General features: G+C 71.8%; 16 protein-coding genes. 7 read left to right on the top strand and 9 right to left on the bottom strand.

The features are described from left to right. Positions 1-132 precede the first annotated feature (132 nt). A complete protein-coding gene (gene folE, locus ACWCP6_RS17640) occupies positions 133-738 on the top strand; it encodes a GTP cyclohydrolase I FolE (RefSeq protein WP_450933358.1) in 606 nt (201 codons plus the stop codon). Positions 739-787: 49 nt separating this feature from the next. Here folE and ACWCP6_RS17635 read toward each other — a convergent pair whose 3' ends face one another. The 6 genes from ACWCP6_RS17635 to ACWCP6_RS17610 all read right to left on the bottom strand — a co-directional run bounded on the left by ACWCP6_RS17635 (position 788) and on the right by ACWCP6_RS17610 (position 5816). Then, positions 788-1273 carry a DUF3180 domain-containing protein gene (locus ACWCP6_RS17635; RefSeq protein WP_450933357.1) on the bottom strand — a complete coding sequence of 162 codons (486 nt, stop codon included), beginning with the start codon at positions 1271-1273 and terminating at the stop codon, positions 788-790. A 99-nt stretch (positions 1274-1372) separates the two neighbouring features. Further along, complete coding sequence (gene folK / locus ACWCP6_RS17630; protein ID WP_450933356.1) at positions 1373-1981, bottom strand: 2-amino-4-hydroxy-6-hydroxymethyldihydropteridine diphosphokinase; 609 nt, start codon at positions 1979-1981, stop codon at positions 1373-1375. Next, positions 1978-2337, bottom strand: a complete 360-nt coding sequence (folB, locus tag ACWCP6_RS17625; RefSeq protein ID WP_450933355.1) for a dihydroneopterin aldolase — start codon at positions 2335-2337, stop codon at positions 1978-1980. The genes folK and folB overlap by 4 nt, the downstream gene beginning before the upstream one ends. A gap of 302 nt (positions 2338-2639) precedes the next feature. After that, positions 2640-3104: a nuclear transport factor 2 family protein gene (locus ACWCP6_RS17620; RefSeq protein WP_450933354.1), complete on the bottom strand. Its 465-nt coding sequence runs from the start codon at positions 3102-3104 to the stop codon at positions 2640-2642. After that, on the bottom strand, positions 3101-3958 hold the full coding sequence (gene folP / locus ACWCP6_RS17615) for a dihydropteroate synthase (protein ID WP_450933353.1): 858 nt from the start codon (positions 3956-3958) through the stop codon (positions 3101-3103). The genes ACWCP6_RS17620 and folP overlap by 4 nt, the downstream gene beginning before the upstream one ends. 70 nt (positions 3959-4028) lie before the next feature. Then, positions 4029-5816: a phosphatidylglycerol lysyltransferase domain-containing protein gene (locus ACWCP6_RS17610; RefSeq protein WP_450933352.1), complete on the bottom strand. Its 1788-nt coding sequence runs from the start codon at positions 5814-5816 to the stop codon at positions 4029-4031. A gap of 234 nt (positions 5817-6050) precedes the next feature. Here ACWCP6_RS17610 and ACWCP6_RS17605 point away from each other — a divergent pair, with 234 nt between their 5' ends. Then, on the top strand, positions 6051-7181 hold the full coding sequence (locus ACWCP6_RS17605) for an alpha/beta hydrolase (RefSeq protein ID WP_450933351.1): 1131 nt from the start codon (positions 6051-6053) through the stop codon (positions 7179-7181). On the opposite strand, the gene ACWCP6_RS17600 is transcribed toward ACWCP6_RS17605, so the two are convergent. Continuing rightward, positions 7168-8322 carry an ABC transporter ATP-binding protein gene (locus ACWCP6_RS17600; protein WP_450933350.1) on the bottom strand — a complete coding sequence of 385 codons (1155 nt, stop codon included), beginning with the start codon at positions 8320-8322 and terminating at the stop codon, positions 7168-7170. The two genes, ACWCP6_RS17605 and ACWCP6_RS17600, sit on opposite strands and share 14 nt — an antisense overlap. A 205-nt stretch (positions 8323-8527) precedes the next feature. On the opposite strand from ACWCP6_RS17600, the gene ACWCP6_RS17595 reads away from it, so the two are divergent. From ACWCP6_RS17595 to ACWCP6_RS17580, 4 genes are all read left to right on the top strand, one after another. After that, entirely contained in the window at positions 8528-9265 is a 738-nt protein-coding gene (locus ACWCP6_RS17595) for an ABC transporter permease (protein ID WP_450933349.1), read from the top strand. After that, positions 9262-9936 (top strand): ABC transporter permease, encoded by a 675-nt coding sequence (locus ACWCP6_RS17590; RefSeq protein WP_450933348.1) that lies wholly within the window; start codon positions 9262-9264, stop codon positions 9934-9936. The genes ACWCP6_RS17595 and ACWCP6_RS17590 overlap by 4 nt, the downstream gene beginning before the upstream one ends. A 14-nt stretch (positions 9937-9950) precedes the next feature. Further along, the gene (locus ACWCP6_RS17585; RefSeq protein WP_450933347.1) at positions 9951-10916 is read left to right on the top strand and encodes an ABC transporter substrate-binding protein; all 966 of its coding nucleotides are present in this window, start codon (positions 9951-9953) and stop codon (positions 10914-10916) included. 107 nt (positions 10917-11023) lie between these two features. Beyond that, positions 11024-12130, top strand: coding sequence for a hypothetical protein (locus ACWCP6_RS17580; protein ID WP_450933346.1), 1107 nt, complete (start codon positions 11024-11026; stop codon positions 12128-12130). 90 nt (positions 12131-12220) lie between these two features. Here ACWCP6_RS17580 and ACWCP6_RS17575 read toward each other — a convergent pair whose 3' ends face one another. Further along, a complete protein-coding gene (locus ACWCP6_RS17575) occupies positions 12221-13738 on the bottom strand; it encodes a PH domain-containing protein (protein WP_450933501.1) in 1518 nt (505 codons plus the stop codon). A gap of 95 nt (positions 13739-13833) precedes the next feature. Beyond that, positions 13834-14319 (bottom strand): PH domain-containing protein, encoded by a 486-nt coding sequence (locus ACWCP6_RS17570; RefSeq protein WP_450933345.1) that lies wholly within the window; start codon positions 14317-14319, stop codon positions 13834-13836. Positions 14320-14396: 77 nt separating this feature from the next. On the opposite strand from ACWCP6_RS17570, the gene ACWCP6_RS17565 reads away from it, so the two are divergent. After that, complete coding sequence (locus ACWCP6_RS17565) at positions 14397-15548, top strand: NADH-quinone oxidoreductase subunit D (protein WP_450933344.1); 1152 nt, start codon at positions 14397-14399, stop codon at positions 15546-15548. The last annotated feature ends 31 nt before the right edge of the window (positions 15549-15579 follow it).

The raw sequence follows: 15579 nt of genomic DNA, 5'->3' as shown, positions 1-15579 counted from the left end.
TCCGGCGGGCCCCGGAATGAATGCCACGCCCCCCTGGTTAGCCTGGGGGGCGTGGCATTTCTGCATGCCCGCTTACGCTTGTCCGGGGTCCGTACTCCAGACCCCAGCACAGGAATCAGGAACGAGGCACAGATGACCGACCCCGTGACGCTGGACGGCGAGGGAACGATCGGCGAGTTCGACGAGAAGCGCGCCGAGAACGCCGTACGCGAGCTGCTCATCGCGGTCGGCGAGGACCCGGACCGCGAGGGCCTGAAGGAGACCCCGGCACGGGTGGCGCGGGCCTACAAGGAGATATTCGCGGGCCTGTGGCAGACGCCCCAGGACGTCCTCACGACGACGTTCGACCTGGGCCACGACGAGATGGTGCTGGTGAAGGACATCGAGGTGCTCTCGTCCTGCGAGCACCATCTGGTGCCGTTCGTCGGAGTCGCCCACGTCGGCTACATCCCGTCGCACGACGGAAAGATCACGGGGCTGTCGAAGCTGGCCCGCCTGGTCGATGTCTTCGCCCGCCGTCCGCAGGTCCAGGAGCGGCTCACCACACAGATCGCCGACTCCCTGATGGAGATCCTGGAGCCGCGCGGAGTGATCGTGGTCATCGAGTGCGAGCACATGTGCATGACCATGCGCGGGGTGCGGAAGCAGGGGGCGAAGACGATCACGTCGGCGGTGCGCGGTCAGCTGCGCGATGTGGCGACCCGCGCCGAGGCGATGAGCCTGATCATGGCCGACTGAACGATCGGGCGGCCGATGGCCTGACGGGACGCGCGGCCCGACGGTGTCCTCACACCGTCCGGGCCGCTCCCTCGTTCTGGTCGTCGTCCTCCGGGAGCTTGCAGACGCGCTCCAGGAAGAAGCCGGCCGCTATGACGGCGATGCCGGCGAGCGTCGAGAGACCGGCGTAGACGGCCTGATCCCGGCGCGTGGGGATGTCGAGCGATTCGAGCAGGAAGACGCCCACGCCGCCGTACAGGCCTGCCACGAGAGCGGCGACGAGCGCGCTGGCCTGGCCGAAGACGACCGCGCGGGCGGCCATCAGCGGGTCGACGCCCTTGGCACCGGGGCGCCGCTCGCGCTGCGCCTTGAGCCGGGCACGCAGGGACAGGGCCGTGGCGAGCAGCACGACGGCGATCACCGCCAGCACGATGGGCGCCGCCAGCGGCACGCGCGGCAGGGTCCCCAGCGAGTCCCACAACCGGGCGCCCGCCCAGGACAGCACTCCGGCCACGACGAAGACACCGGCCAGCGTCCTGATGCGCAGCTGTTTCACGTCGCCCCTTCGCCCTCCGGGGCGTCGGCCCCGGAAGCCCCTGCGGCCCCGGAGGCGTGGGAAGCCCCTCTGGAAATGTCGTCCGATAGACCCTAACGACTACTCGGGCAGACGGAGTTCCAGGTCGCCGCGGGGCTCGACACCCTCGCGGGTGACATGGCCGAGCAGCTGGGCGACGGCGCCCAGGCCGGGCAACTGGGCCTGCGGGTCGACGTCGTGCCAGGGGGCGAGGACGAACGCGCGCTGGTGGGCCCGCGGGTGGGGGAGCGTCAACACCGGGTCGTCGGAGACGACCTCGGCGTACGCCACGATGTCGACGTCGATCGTGCGGGGGCCCCAGCGCTCGTCCCGGACGCGGTTGAACGCCTCCTCGATCGCGTGGGCCCGCTCCAGCAGGGACGACGGCGGGAGGGTCGTCTTCAGCATCACGACGGCGTTGAGGTACGACGGCTGGGAGCCCGGCTCGACGCCCCAGGGCTCCGTCTCGTACACCGGCGAGACCGCCTTGACGCGCACCCCGGGAGTGTCCTCCAGCGCGTCCACGGCGCCCTGGAGCGTCTCCAGGCGGTTGCCGAGGTTGCTGCCGAGGGAGATCACGGCGCGTTTCGGGTTGGAGAGGGTGGTGTCGGCCGCGTCCACCTGTTCCACCACCGCCGCGGGCACCGGCTGTACGGTCGGGTCGCTCTGCCCCTGGGTGAATGAGGTCATACTCGGCTCCGGGTGATCGTGATCGTCACGTCGTCGAAGGGCACGGTGATCGGAGCATCCGGCTTGTGGACGCACACCTCGACCTCCTGCACCCCGTCGTGCTTCAGGCACGTCTGGGCGATGCGCTCGGCGAGCGTCTCGATGAGGTCGACCGGCTCGCCCTCGACGGCCGCGACGACCTCCTCGGCCACGATGCCGTAGTGCACGGTCTTCGCCAGGTCGTCGTCGGCCGCGGCCGCCCGGGTGTCCAGCCCCAGCACCAGGTCCACGATGAAGGTCTGGCCCTCTTCGCGCTCCCGCGGGTAGACACCGTGGTGCCCGCGGGCCTTCAGGCCGCGCAGCGCGACACGATCCACGCGAATCACTCCTGCAATCGTCGGTATCGGCAGGCTCGCACCGAGTGCGGTCGGCACGCCAGCCACCATCGAATCTACCTGCGGGCACTGACACCGTTCGCCCATGGGGGCCCGGGATCCCACGAATTCGGCCGGAGTCTCCTCCGGGGAACACGCTGGTACACGGGTCGGTAGCCGCCCCTACCCACGGGTCAGTGATTCCAACCACTCTTCGGCGTTCCCCCACCCGGCAGGAGGCCGCCGGCCGGGTGGCCCGCTCGCTCGGAAGAGTGTTCCTGCTGTTCGGGAGGGTGTCGCGTCGCTCAGGGGGATGAATCGGTGTCCGTGTCGTTCCCGTTCTCGGCAAGCACGGGTGACGCGTGGTGCGACCACAGTTTCCAGCCGTCGGGTGTGCGGCGGAACACATTCGTCGCGACGACCAGCTGGCCCACGAGCGGCCCCAGCTCCTCGCCCTCCTCGGGGGCGGGGCCCCCGCTGAGGATGTTCTCGGTGCAGGTCACCAGGGCCGTCTGCCCGCTGAGGGAGACCTGCACATCGGTGAGGAAGAACTGGATGTAGTCCGTGTTCGCCATGATCAGGGCGTACGAGCGGAGTACCTCGCCCCGTCCGGTGAGCACCGGCCAGCCCGGGTGGACGCAGGAGACCGGCGGGACGTCGCCGTCCAGCCAGAGCGTGGACAGCTCCTCGAAGTCGCCGCGTTCGAGTGCCTCGTAGAAGGCGGTGTTGGCCCGTTCGACCTGCTCGATCTCGGTGCGCGAGGCGGTCACCGGGCGCCTTCCACGGCCCGGGCCACCCGGACCGCGTCGGCGGTGGCCCGCACCTCGTGGACACGGACGGCCCAGGCGCCCTGGTGGGCGGCGATCGCGGAGACCGCCGCGGTGGCGGCGTCACGCTCCCGTGCCGGCGGCGGGGCGCCGTCGGGGCCGGCCAGGACACGGCCGAGGAACCGCTTGCGGGAGGCGGCCACGAGCACGGGGTGCCCGAGGTCGCGCAGCCGGTCCAGGCGGGCCAGCAGCGTGAGGTCCTGGTCGGCCTCCTTGGAGAAGCCGAGGCCCGGGTCGACGACGATGCGGTCCGGGGCGACGCCGCCCTCGATGACGGCCTCCACACGCGCGTGGAGCTCGGAGACGACCTCGGCGACCACGTCCTCGTACGCGCCGCGTATGTTGCCGCCCTCCAGGAAGCCGCGCCAGTGCATGACCACGAACGGCGCGCCGGCCTCGGCGACCACCCGCACCATGGCGGGGTCGGCGAGGCCGCCGCTGACGTCGTTGACCAGGGAGGCGCCCGCCGCGACCGCCCGCTCGGCGACGGAGGCGCGCATGGTGTCGACGGAGACCACGACGCCCTCGGACGCGAGGCCGCGCACCACCGGGACGACCCGCTTCAGTTCCTCGTCCTCGTCGACGCGGGTGGCTCCCGGCCGGGTCGACTCGCCGCCGACGTCGACCAGGTCGGCACCCTGCGCGACCAGGTCGAGGCCGTGCTTGACCGCGGCCGTGGTGTCGAACCAGCGGCCGCCGTCGGAGAAGGAATCGGGCGTCACATTGACGACCCCCATGACCGCGCAGCGGTCCCACTGCGGAAGCCCTGTGACCCGGCCGCGGCGCAACGTACTCATGGCTCAAGCGTAGGCCCGGGGGGAGACACCGCTCCCCCCGCCTCCGGCGGGAGCCCGGGTCCCTCGCGGTCTACAGGGCCTCCGCCTCCTGGCCGGGCACCTGGTGGCCGCACGGCCGCGGCCCCCGCCCGCGCAGCGCGCGCGGCAGCCCCACGCTCACGAAGCCCTCGGCGCGCATCACGGCGAAGCCGATGCGGGGGAGGTCCTTCGTGGAGCGGTACACCATGAACCTCGGCTCCCAGCGCGGGCCGAACTTCGCGTTGAACTTGTAGAGCGACTCGATCTGGAACCAGCGCGAGAGGAACACCAGCAGACCGCGCCAGGCGCGCAGCACCGGACCCGCGCCGATCTTCTCGCCGCGCGCGAGGGCCGCGCGGAACATCGCGAAGTTCAGGGAGACCCGGTTGATGCCGAGCCCGGGGGCCGCCTTGAGAGCGGCGACGATGAGGAGCTCGTTCATGCCGGGGTCGGCGGAACGGTCACGGCGCATCAGGTCGAGCGAAGCGCCGTCGCTGCCCCAGGGAACGAAGTGGAGCACGGCCTTCAGATCGCCGTAGGTGCCGGGGGCGTCCGGCTTGTGGGCGGTGGCGATCAGGCAGTCGGCGTCGCCGACCCGGCCGAGCGCCATGGAGAAGCCGCGCTCGGTGTCGGTGCCGCGCCAGTTGTCGGCGGCGAGCCGGATCCGCTCCAGCTCCGCCGGGGCGAGGTCACGCACGCGCCGCACCCGGGTCTCGTAACCGGCGCGTTCGATCCGCTTGACCATCTGGCGCACATTTCGCATCGCGCGCCCGGACAGGGAGAAATCCGCGACGTCCACCACCGCCTCGTCGCCCAGTTCGAGGGCGTCCAGGCCGGTTTCACGGGTCCACACCTGGCCACCCGTCTCGGAGCAGCCCACGACGGCGGGTGTCCACGAGTGTGCCTTGGCCTCGTCCATGAAGCGTTCTATGGCACCGGGCCAGGCCTCGACGTCGCCGATGGGGTCGCCGCTGGCGAGCATCACGCCGGAGACGACGCGGTAGCAGACGGCGGCCTTGCCGCTCGGCGAGAAGACGACGCCCTTGTCGCGGCGCAGCGCGAAGTGGCCGAGCGAGTCGCGGCCCCCGTGCTTGGTGAGCAGGTCGCGCAGCTGCCGCTCGTCGTCCTCGGTGAGCCGCGCGGCGGGGTGCTCGGGGCGCAGGGCGAGGTAGATGGTGGTGACGGCGGTGAGCATGCCGAGCGCGCCGAGCGAGAAGCCGACCGTCCAGCCGGTGGTTCCCGTGTAGTCGACGGGTCCTTCCAGACCGAACAGCCCGTACAGCACGTGCGTGAGCCGGTCCGCGAGGCTCGGGTCGCCCACGAGCGTGTGCGGGTGGGCGCTCACGATGATCAGACCCAGAAGGATCGAACCGGCGCCCATCAGCACGAAGTTCGCCAGTGCGCGCCAGCGGCTGCGCGGGTCGGGCAGCGCGGCGAATTCGCCCCGGTGGCGCAGCAGCAGCCCCAGCAGGAGGAGCGAGATCACGGCGCCGACGATCGAGTGGCGGTAGGTGAACTGGGCCACGGCGCCCGCCGGAAGGAGCACGACGGCGGCACGCCACGCCCGCCGCTTGTTGCGGCGCAGGCCGTGCGCGAGGAGCAGCAGCAGAACGCCGGCGCTCAACGACAGGGCCGCCGCGAAGGGGCCGAGCGAGCCGGGCAGCACTTCGGCGAGCGCGTGCATACGGCTGTGGCGGAAGCGCGGGAACACACCAGCCGCGACGTCGACCAGCCCTATGAGGGAGCAGGCACCTGCGACGAATGCAGGAACCGCCTCCGGGCGGGGCCCGTGCAGCAGGTGCCCGGTCCGCCTCGCGACGCGCGGAACCCCGGCGGACATTTCCCCATCTATCCTGACAGACATCGCATTCCGTAGTTCTGCGAGAGACGTTGAGCCGTTGCCAAAAGGGCATCCGGCGACATTGCGCCCTCTAGGACGGCGCTTCGGGGGGACCGGTTTACTCCCCTTCGGAAAACCGGCGGAAAAGGTACGGCAAGCACAAGGTAAGCAACGGTCACGACCTGGTCGTGCGATCAGGCGGCGGACGCAGAGTACAGGCGGAGAAAACACGGCATGGGTCTCACGGCGAACAAGGTGCTGGCGCTGGCAGTGCTGCTGGCCGTGCTGCTGTTCTTCGGCACGGTCTGGCTCTGGCCGCGACTGGCGAACCGCAACTGGCGGGCCGTCGCGGGGCGCGTGGGACTGCTGTTCGCGACCCAGCTCGCGATCTTCTCTTCGATCGGCCTCTCCGCCAACCAGGCCTTCGGTTTCTACGCCTCCTGGGCGGACCTCTTCGGACTGGAGCAGGGACAGGGCGTGGTCGTGGACCACAGCGTCGCCGGTGGCGCGGGCGGGCCCCTGAAGGTCGTCGACACCCAGACCGTGAACGTGCCCGACGGGGCCCGGCCGACCCTCGGCGGACAGATCCAGAAGGTCGACGTCGTCGGCCGCAGGTCCCACATCGCAACCCAGGCGTACGTCTATCTGCCGCCCGAGTACTTCCAGCCGCAGTACAAGAAGCGCACCTTCCCGGCCGCCGCGGTCCTCACCGGCTACCCGGGGACGGCGGAGGCGCTCATCAAGGGCCTGCGCTATCCGCAGACCGCGCACGAGCAGGCCAAGGCCGGCAGGATGCAGCCGATGATCCTGGTGATGCTGCGCCCCACCGTGGCGCCGCCCCGGGACACGGAGTGCGTGGACGTCCCGGGCGGCCCGAAGACCGAGACCTTCTTCGCGCAGGACCTCCAGGAGAGCGTGTCCGCGCACTACAGGACGGCGAAGCGGCCGGGCGGCTGGGGCGTCATCGGCGACTCCACGGGCGGCTACTGCGCGCTGAAGCTCGCCGTGCACCACCCCGGGGCGTACGCCGCCGCGGTGGGACTCTCGCCGTACTACAAGGCGCCGCACGACCCCACGACCGGCGACCTGTTCCACGGGAACCTCCTGTTGCAGCAGAAGGCTGACCTCCACTGGTACATGCGCAACATGCCGGAGGCCCCGAAGACGGCGCTGCTGGTGAGCAGTAGCCGGCACGGCGAGGCGAACTACAAGGAGACGCTCCGCTTCATCGCCGAGGTGCGGGCGAGGCGGACGACGCAGATCGCGTCGATCGTCCTCGACAGCGGAGGGCACAACTTCAACACCTGGCGACGGGAGATCCCGGCGGCGCTGTCGTGGCTCGGCGCGCGGCTCAGCGACCGCTGACCGTCTCCAGGGTCACGTCCGCGCGTGGGACGTCGTGGGCGTCGGCCGCCGTCGAGCGGCGCAGCGCCTCGTGCAGCCGGGCAGGGGTGAGCACCCCGAGGAAGCGGCCTGCACCCTCCCCGTCGTTCCCGTCGGTGACGGCGATCCACCCGGCGTCGTGCTGGAGCATCGTGGCGAACGCCTGCTTCAGGGAAGCCCCGACGGGCAGCCGGGCCTCCATGCGGCGGGCGTGCTCGCGCACGGTGCCCTTCCCGCGCGCGTGTTCCGCGGATATCCAGCCGTGCAGAGTGCCGTCGGCGTCGAGCACCACGGCCCAGCGGCCGGCCAGATCGCTCGGCAGCGGATCGTCGAGGCGCAGGACCGGCGGCTGTTCGAGGTCGCCCTTCTCTATGGGCGTCACCGACAGCCGCTTCAGGCCGCGGTCGGCGCCGACGAAGTCGGCCACGTAGTCGGTGGCGGGGGCGCCGAGCACGGTGGACGGGGTGTCGAACTGCTCGATGCGGCCCTGTCCGTAGACGGCGATGCGGTCGCCGAGCCGGACGGCCTCCTCGATGTCGTGGGTGACGAACAGGACCGTCTTGCGCACCGCCTGCTGAAGCCGCAGGAACTCCGTCTGGAGGCGTTCGCGCACCACCGGGTCGACCGCGCCGAACGGTTCGTCCATCAGCAGCACCGGCGGGTCGGCGGCGAGCGCGCGGGCCACCCCGACGCGCTGGCGCTGGCCGCCGGACAGCTGGTCGGGGTAGCGGTCGCCGTGGACGGCCGGGTCCAGGCCGACCAGGTCGAGGAGTTCGGCGGCCCGTTCGCGGGCCTTCGTCCGCTTCCAGCCCAACAGGTGCGGCACGGTCGCCGTGTTGTCGAGGACCGTCCGGTGCGGGAACAGCCCGACCTGCTGGATGACGTAGCCGATGCGGCGGCGCAGCTGCACGGGGTCGACGCCCGCGATGTCCTCCCCGTCGAGGAGGATCCGTCCGGCCGACGGCTCGATGAGCCGGTTCACCATCTTCATCGTCGTGGTCTTGCCGCAGCCGGACGGGCCCACGAGCGTGACCAGCTCGCCCTCCGCGACCTCGAAGGACAGGTCGTCCACGGCCGTGGTGCCGTCGGCGTACCGCTTGGTGACGTGCTCGAACCGGATCATGGCTCCCCATTGTGCGGGCGGTGCCCGGCGGATGCGTGGCCGGGCGGCGCGGTGCCCATTGTGCTGGTGGTTCTGTGAAGGCCGTGTTGCGCCCGGACGACGGCCTTCGGCGATTGTCGGTGGCGGGGGTTAGGGTCACCAGACAGTCTCGGCCATGTGGCCGGACCACAGACATGAGTTCGACGATCGGGGGAGGCGGAGCGGGGTGAATGCTCGGAACTGCCTGGTGACCAATGACTGGATCTGCCCCGCGTACCTCCGCTCCCGCAGCCAGGAGTTGACCGACGCGACGCTCCAGCACATCGGCATCACGGCCGCCTCGGTCGTCATCGGCGTGGCCGTGGCCTTTCCGCTGGCGCTGCTCGCCCGGCGCCGGCGCGCCTTCGCCGGGCCGGTCCTCGGCCTGACGACCGTGCTCTACACGGTCCCGTCGCTCGCCATGTTCTCGCTGCTGCTGCCGCTGTTCGGCCTGTCGGCGTCGCTCGTCGTCACGGGGCTCGTGCTGTACTCGCTGACGATCCTGGTGCGGAACATCCTGGCGGGCCTCCAGGCCGTGCCGGAGGAGGCCCGGGAAGCGGCGCGCGGCCTGGGATACGGTCCGCTGCGGCTGTTGTGGGAGGTCGAACTGCCCCTGGCCCTGCCGGCCCTGCTGGCGGGCGTGCGGATCGCCACGGTGTCCACGGTGGCCCTGACGACCGTGGGGGCGATCGTCGACTACGGCGGTCTGGGCACGCTGATACTCGACGGCCTGGACACCACCTTCAAGGCGCAGGTGCTCACCGCATCGGTGCTCTGCGTGCTCCTCGCGCTCGTCGCCGACCTGTTGCTGCTCGGCCTCCAGCGTCTGCTGACCCCCTGGACCCGGACGTCCCGCGCCCCGCGCGGCTCGCGCATACGCGGGCGCGCCGGCGCCGGCGCGCCGAAGGGGGCGGAGGCGGTATGAACGCGATGTCCGGGGCGTACGACTGGCTGACGACGGACGCCAACTGGCAGGGCGAGAAGGGGGTGTGGCACCGGCTCGCCGAGCACCTCTACTTCAGCGGTGTCTGCCTCGGCGTCGCCTGTGCCATTGCGCTGCCGCTCGCCCTGTGGCTCGGCCACATCGGAAGGGGCGGCGCCGTCGCGGTCAACGTCTCGAACGTGGGGCGCGCGGTGCCGACGCTCGCGGTGCTGGTGCTGCTGACCCTCACACCGCTCGGACGGTACGGGGATCTGCCGACCCTCATCGCGCTGGTGCTGTTCGCGGTGCCGCCGCTGCTGACGAACGCGTACATCGGGATGCGCGAGGTGGACCGCTCGGTCGTGGAGGCGGCACGGGGGATGGGCATGAGCGGGCGGCAGCTGTTCGCCCGGGTCGAACTGCCCCTCGCCTACCCGATGATCATGACCGGAATCAGGTCGGCGGCGGTGCAGGTGGTCGCCACGGCGACGCTCGCCGCCATGGCCGGCGAAGGCGGGCTCGGCCGGATCATCACGGCCGGGTTCAACCTGCAGAACACGCCGCAGGTGGTCGCGGGCGCCGTCCTGGTGGCGCTGCTCGCCCTGCTCGTCGAGGCGGTGCTCGTGGTGGCGGGACGGGTCCTCGACCCGGCCCGCGGACGTTCGAATTCATGATGGGGTGGTTGGCGATGAACAGCAGAACGCGTCGGATGACGGTCGCGGCGGTGGCGGTCGGCGCGCTCACGGCGGGACTCACCGCGTGCGGCGGGGACAGCCTGGAGAGCAAGGGCCAGGGCGGGGGCTCGTCCGGCGGCAAGAAGGGCTCGCTGGTGATCGGCGCAGCCCGGTTCACCGAGGCCAAGGTGCTCGCCGAGCTGTACGCGCAGGTGCTGCGCAACGCCGGGTACGACACGACGGTGAAGACCGTGCAGAACCGCGAGGTCTACGAGCCCGAGCTGAAGAAGGGCACGATCGACGTCGTCCCCGAATACGCGGCGACGCTCGCGGAATTCCTGAATCTCCAGAAGAACGGCCCCCACGCGAAGCCCGTCGCGTCCCCTGATGTCGACGCGACCGTCGCCGCCCTGAAGAAGCTCGCCGAACCGCAGGGTCTGAAGGTGCTTCCGGCGGGGGGCGCGGTCGACCAGAACGCGTTCGCGGTGAGCGCCGAATTCGCGAAGCAGCACCACCTGACGACCCTTTCCGATCTGGGGAAGTCGGGCCGGAAGGTCAGGATCGCGGCGGGTGACGAATGCGAGACCCGGCCGTTCTGCGCGCCGGGGCTCAAGCGGAGTTACGGAATCCGGGTCTCCGGAATCGACCCCAAGGGGGTCGGCACCACCCAGGCCAAGCAGGCGGTCAAGAACGGCACGGACCAGCTGGTGCTGACCACGACCACCGACGCGACGCTCAAGAGCTTCGGCCTCGTCCTCCTCAAGGACGACAAGAAGCTCCAGAACGCCGACAACATCCTTCCCGTGGTCAACGCGAAGGGCGCCGGAAGCAAGGAGATAGCCGGCGCTCTCGGCAAGCTGACCGACACGCTGACGACGGATGATCTTGTGGAACTCAACCGCAAGGTGGATGCCGAGCGGCAGAAGGAGGCGGATGTCGCCAAGGCGTATCTGGAGGCGAAGGGTTTGATCAAGAAGTAACGCCTTCCGAGTGCCGGCGGCGGGGGCACTGGGCAAACGCGTCTCCGACGGCGGGATTTTGCCCTGCGGGGCACCATGATTCGCCTACGCGCGGTAAGTTTCTGGCCATGCCACGTGGACGTCACCGCCATTCCCCCCCGCTGCACCGGCTGCTTCCCCCCTCGGCCGTCGCAGGCGCCGCCGTCGCCTGTGCCGCAGGGGCGTGGCTGTTCACGGAACCCATGCTGTTGCGCGGCCTCTCCGCGGGAGCCGCGGCGGCCGCCGTCGTGGGCGCGGTCGTCATGCGCCGTTGGGACCGGGTGGCCGGCAAGCGGGTCGCGGATCTTGGCCGTTCGCTGAAGGGCGCCGAGTGGCGCCACGAGGAGCGAGTGGCCGAGCTGGAGAGCGACCTCGAGGAGTCGCGCGAGCTGCGCGCCCGCATGGAGGGCAAGCTGCGGGCGAAGCGTGCCGAGCTCGCGGCGCTGCGCAACGAGCACGCCGCGCTGCTGCGCCGGTATGCGACGGCCGAGACCGAGCGGGCCTCCGCGCTCGAAGGGCGGCGGCTGCTCGCCATAGAGGCGGCGGTCCCGACGAGGGCACTGCCGCCGCCGGATCCGGCACCCGGGACGGCCACGGCGGCGCCGGAGGGCGGTACGGGTTCCGTGGCCACGCCCGGGCTGTACGCACAGGCCGGCGCGGCGCTGAACCGGCTGGCGGCGCGCGCGGCGGCCGGAGGTACGCCCGAGGGCGACGTGGCCTCGAAGGGCGACCTGGCGGCCAAGGGCGATGCGGCGGTGAAGAGCGACGCGGCGGTGAACGGCGATGCGGCGGTGAAGCGCGCTGCGGCCCCGGAAGGCGACGCCTCCACGCCCGGCGGGGAGGACCCCGCGGCGGGGAAGTCCCCGGCGGCCGACGGGCATGAGCGCGCGGCCGCCACGAAGCGCTCCGGGTACTTCACGGTGCCCACCGCCTCGGCCGTGGTGCCGCCCGCACCGGTGCGGCGCCCGTCGGTCCAGGGAGGGTTCGACTTCTTCGGGACGAAGCGTGCCGCCGCGCTGGAGGCCGTTCAGAACGAGGACCTGGCCGATGTGGTCGGCGAGGAGGTCCTCGCCCTGCACAAGGCCGAGTCCGAGTCCGAGTTCAAGCCGCCCGCCGGCCGGGTCATCGACCTCACGGAGCACGACGAGACGGAGCAGATCAACGTGGCCGACCTCCGCACGGCCCTCCAGGCCTGACGGCCGGCCCGGGCTTCCGGGCCAGGGACCGGCGGCCCGGGGCCCGGGCGCGGGGCCCGTCCCCGGATCCGGGCTCGCCGGCCGGTCAGGTCATGTCATCCAGCGGTCGGGCCGCGCCGCCAGGCGGCCGGTGCGGGAGCGCTCCGCCTGGGCCGCCAGCAGCCCGGCGGCCTCCGCGGCACCGCGCAGCCTCGCGGTGACCGTCTTGTCCGCCCCCGTGTCCACGCTGAGGTCGGCAACGCCGCAGAAGCGTTCCCACGGCCCCTGTTCCAGGCGCACGCTCTGCACCTTCGCGTGCGGCACGAGCGCGACGCGGCGTCGCAGCAGCCCCCGCCGTGCAGCGAACACGGTGTCCGTGACCGCCAGTCCGTAGCCGCGCCACCACACCGGCGCACACCACCGCGCCGTCCGCGGCACCCCCGTGAACTCCCGGGGCATCACGACCCCGGGCAGCACCCGCGCGATCACGTCCTCCGCGATCTCGCGCGGCGCGACGGGCACCAGTACGGAGTTGGAGGACCCGGCGACGTCCAGCTCGACCCGTACCCAGCCGCGGTGCCGCCACAGCAGCGGCTCGATCAGATGCACGGTCTGCACCCGCCCCGGCGGCACCGTCTCGTGTGCGCGGTCGAGGAGGCCGCGGTCGATCCGGAGCCCGTCGGGTGATTCGCCCACCGTCCAGTCGTACTCGGCGACGAACCGGCCGAAGCTCCTCGCCCCCGCCGTCCCCAGGAGCGGGATCCCCACCGCGATCGCCGTCCACAGGCTGTGCGTGAGGAACAGGACCACCGGCGGCAGGGCCAGTGCCGCGGCCAGCGAGCCCCAGGCCGCGCCGCTCAGCGCTACCGACAGCGCGAGCATCCGCGGGGGCACCCGCAGCAGCTGCCGCACCGGCGCCTCACCGACCTCGTGCACGGTGTCGGGCGCGAATCCGGCGGCGCGGGCCAGCAGCTCCGCACGCAGCGCCCGGGCCTCCGCCTCGCCTAGATAGGCCAGTTCGTCCTTGTCGTCCGTGCCGATGACGTCGAGCTTGAGCTTGGCGACCCCGGCGATCCGCGCCAGCAGCGGCTGGGTCACGTCGACCGCCTGGAGCCGTTCGAGCCGGATGTGCGCGGTGCGCCGGAACAGCAGCCCGGTGCGGATCCGCAGCTCGGTGTCGGTCACCGCGAAGTGCGTGAACCACCAGCTGAGAAAGCCGTAGAGTGCGGCGGCGGGCACGATCACCGCGAGCGCGATCGTCAGTGTCGTCGCGGTGAGCTCGGTCAGCTGCCGCTGTGCCTGGTTCGGGTCGTGCATCGCCCAGCCGGCCAGTGCCGCGACCGGTGCCCACGCCCGCCGGAACGGCGTGAAGGGGTGCAGCCGCCGCTCCACCACGGTGCCGGTGCTTCCGGCGGTGCCCGCGACGGACGTGGACCCGTCCGTCGCCCCGTGCCGGTCGGACACGCCTGTGCCGGTGTCGGCGTCCCTCCCGGTGCTCTGCGCGGGTACGCCCCGCGCGGCCACATCCCCGGCGTCTCCCGGTGGGTGTGCATCGCCGCCGGTGCCTTCGGGGGCGATGTCCTTCCCGGTGCCCTGTGCCGGTACGCCGCCGGTGCCTCCGGCGGCCATGTCCCTCCCGGTGCCCTGCGCGGGAACGCTCGCGCCGGCGTCCTCGGCGGCGCCGGCCCCGCGGCCGCGCGGCTCCCCGTCCGGCCCCGGCGTCGTCACAGGCCCGCCGATCGGGCCTCGCCCAGCTCGGTGAGCCGGTCGCGGAGGCGTTCGGCCTCCTCGGGGAGCAGGCCCGGGATGACCGCGTCCGTCGCGGCGGCAGCGGTGTGCAGCTGCACGCTCGCGAGCCCGAAGCGGCGCTCGACCGGTCCGGAGGTCACCTCGACCAGCTGCATGCGGCCGTAGGGCACGACCGTCTCCTCGCGCCACAGCACGCCCCGGCTGATCAGCAGGTCGTCGGCCCGTTCCGCGTACCGCCAGGACCGCCAGTTGCGGCCAACCATCCGCCAGCCCCAGCCCAGCAGCGCCAGCGGAAGGGCCGCGAAGCCCGCCCACGCCGGTCCCGCCAGTGCCCCGAGTAGCACGCCGACGGCCACGGCGGCCGGCACCAGCCACACCACCAGCAACAGCCGCCTCATACGCAACAGCCCCGGTGGCAGCCCGGTCCACGCCGGTTCCGAGCCACCCGCTTCCTTCGTCATCCCCGTGCTCCCCATCGCCCGCCGGACTCCCCACTCCCCGTGCCGTGGCGCAAGCCTACGTACGAGAGACTGTTCCCATGAGTCCCACGACGGAGACCACGGTCGGCATCGGCGGTGCTGCCGAGAGCACCGACATGGTGCTGAACATCGGTCCTCAGCACCCGTCCACGCACGGCGTGCTGCGCCTGCGGCTCGTCCTCGACGGCGAGCGGATCCAGCACGCCGAGCCGGTGATCGGCTATATGCACCGCGGTGCAGAGAAGCTGTTCGAGGCGCGCGACTACCGGCAGATCGTCATGCTGGCCAACCGCCACGACTGGCTCTCCGCGTTCTCCAACGAGCTCGGTGTGGTGCTCGCCGTCGAGCGGATGCTCGGCATGGAGGTGCCGGAGCGCGCGGTATGGATGCGCACGCTCCTCGCCGAGCTGAACCGCGTCCTGAACCACCTCATGTTCCTCGGGTCGTACCCCCTCGAACTGGGCGGTATCACCCCGGTCTTCTACGCCTTCCGGGAGCGCGAGGAACTCCAGACCGTCATGGAGGAGATCTCCGGCGGTCGTATGCACTACATGTTCAACCGCGTGGGCGGCCTCAAGGAGGACCTCCCCGCGGGCTGGCTGGGCCGTGCGCGACAGGCGGTGGCCGACGTCCGCTCGCGGATGGACGTCTACGACCGCCTGGTGCTCGGCAACGAGATCTTCCGCGGGCGTACCCGCGGCGTGGGCGTGCTCACCCCGGAGACGGTGCACGCGTACGGCGTGAGCGGCCCGCTCGCCCGCGCCTCCGGCGTCGACTTCGACCTGCGCCGCGACGAGCCGTACCTCGCCTACGGCGAGCTCGGTGACGTCCTGAACGTGGTCACCCGGCAGGAGGGCGACTGCCTGGCGCGTTTCGAGTGCCTGCTGGAGCAGACGCACAACGCACTGGAGCTCGCCGACGCCTGCCTGGACCGCATCGCGGAGCTGCCGCCCGGCCCGATCAACCAGCGCCTCCCGAAGGTCCTCAAGGCCCCCGAGGGACACACGTACGCCTGGACCGAGAACCCCCTCGGCATCAACGGCTACTACCTGGTCTCCAAGGGCGAGAAGACCCCGTACCGGCTCAAGCTGCGCTCGGCGTCGTACAACAACATCCAGGCGCTCACCGAGCTGCTGCCCGGCACGCTCGTCGCCGACATGGTGGCGATCCTGGGGTCGATGTTCTTCGTGGTCGGCGACATCGACAAGTAGGGCACCGGCAGGCGGGGCGTCCGCCGTCGCC

It is taken from the genome of Streptomyces sp. NPDC002004, assembly GCF_053593975.1.
The sequence above is the reverse complement of the archived record's forward strand: the minus strand, read 5'-3'. Positions and strand labels throughout refer to the sequence as shown.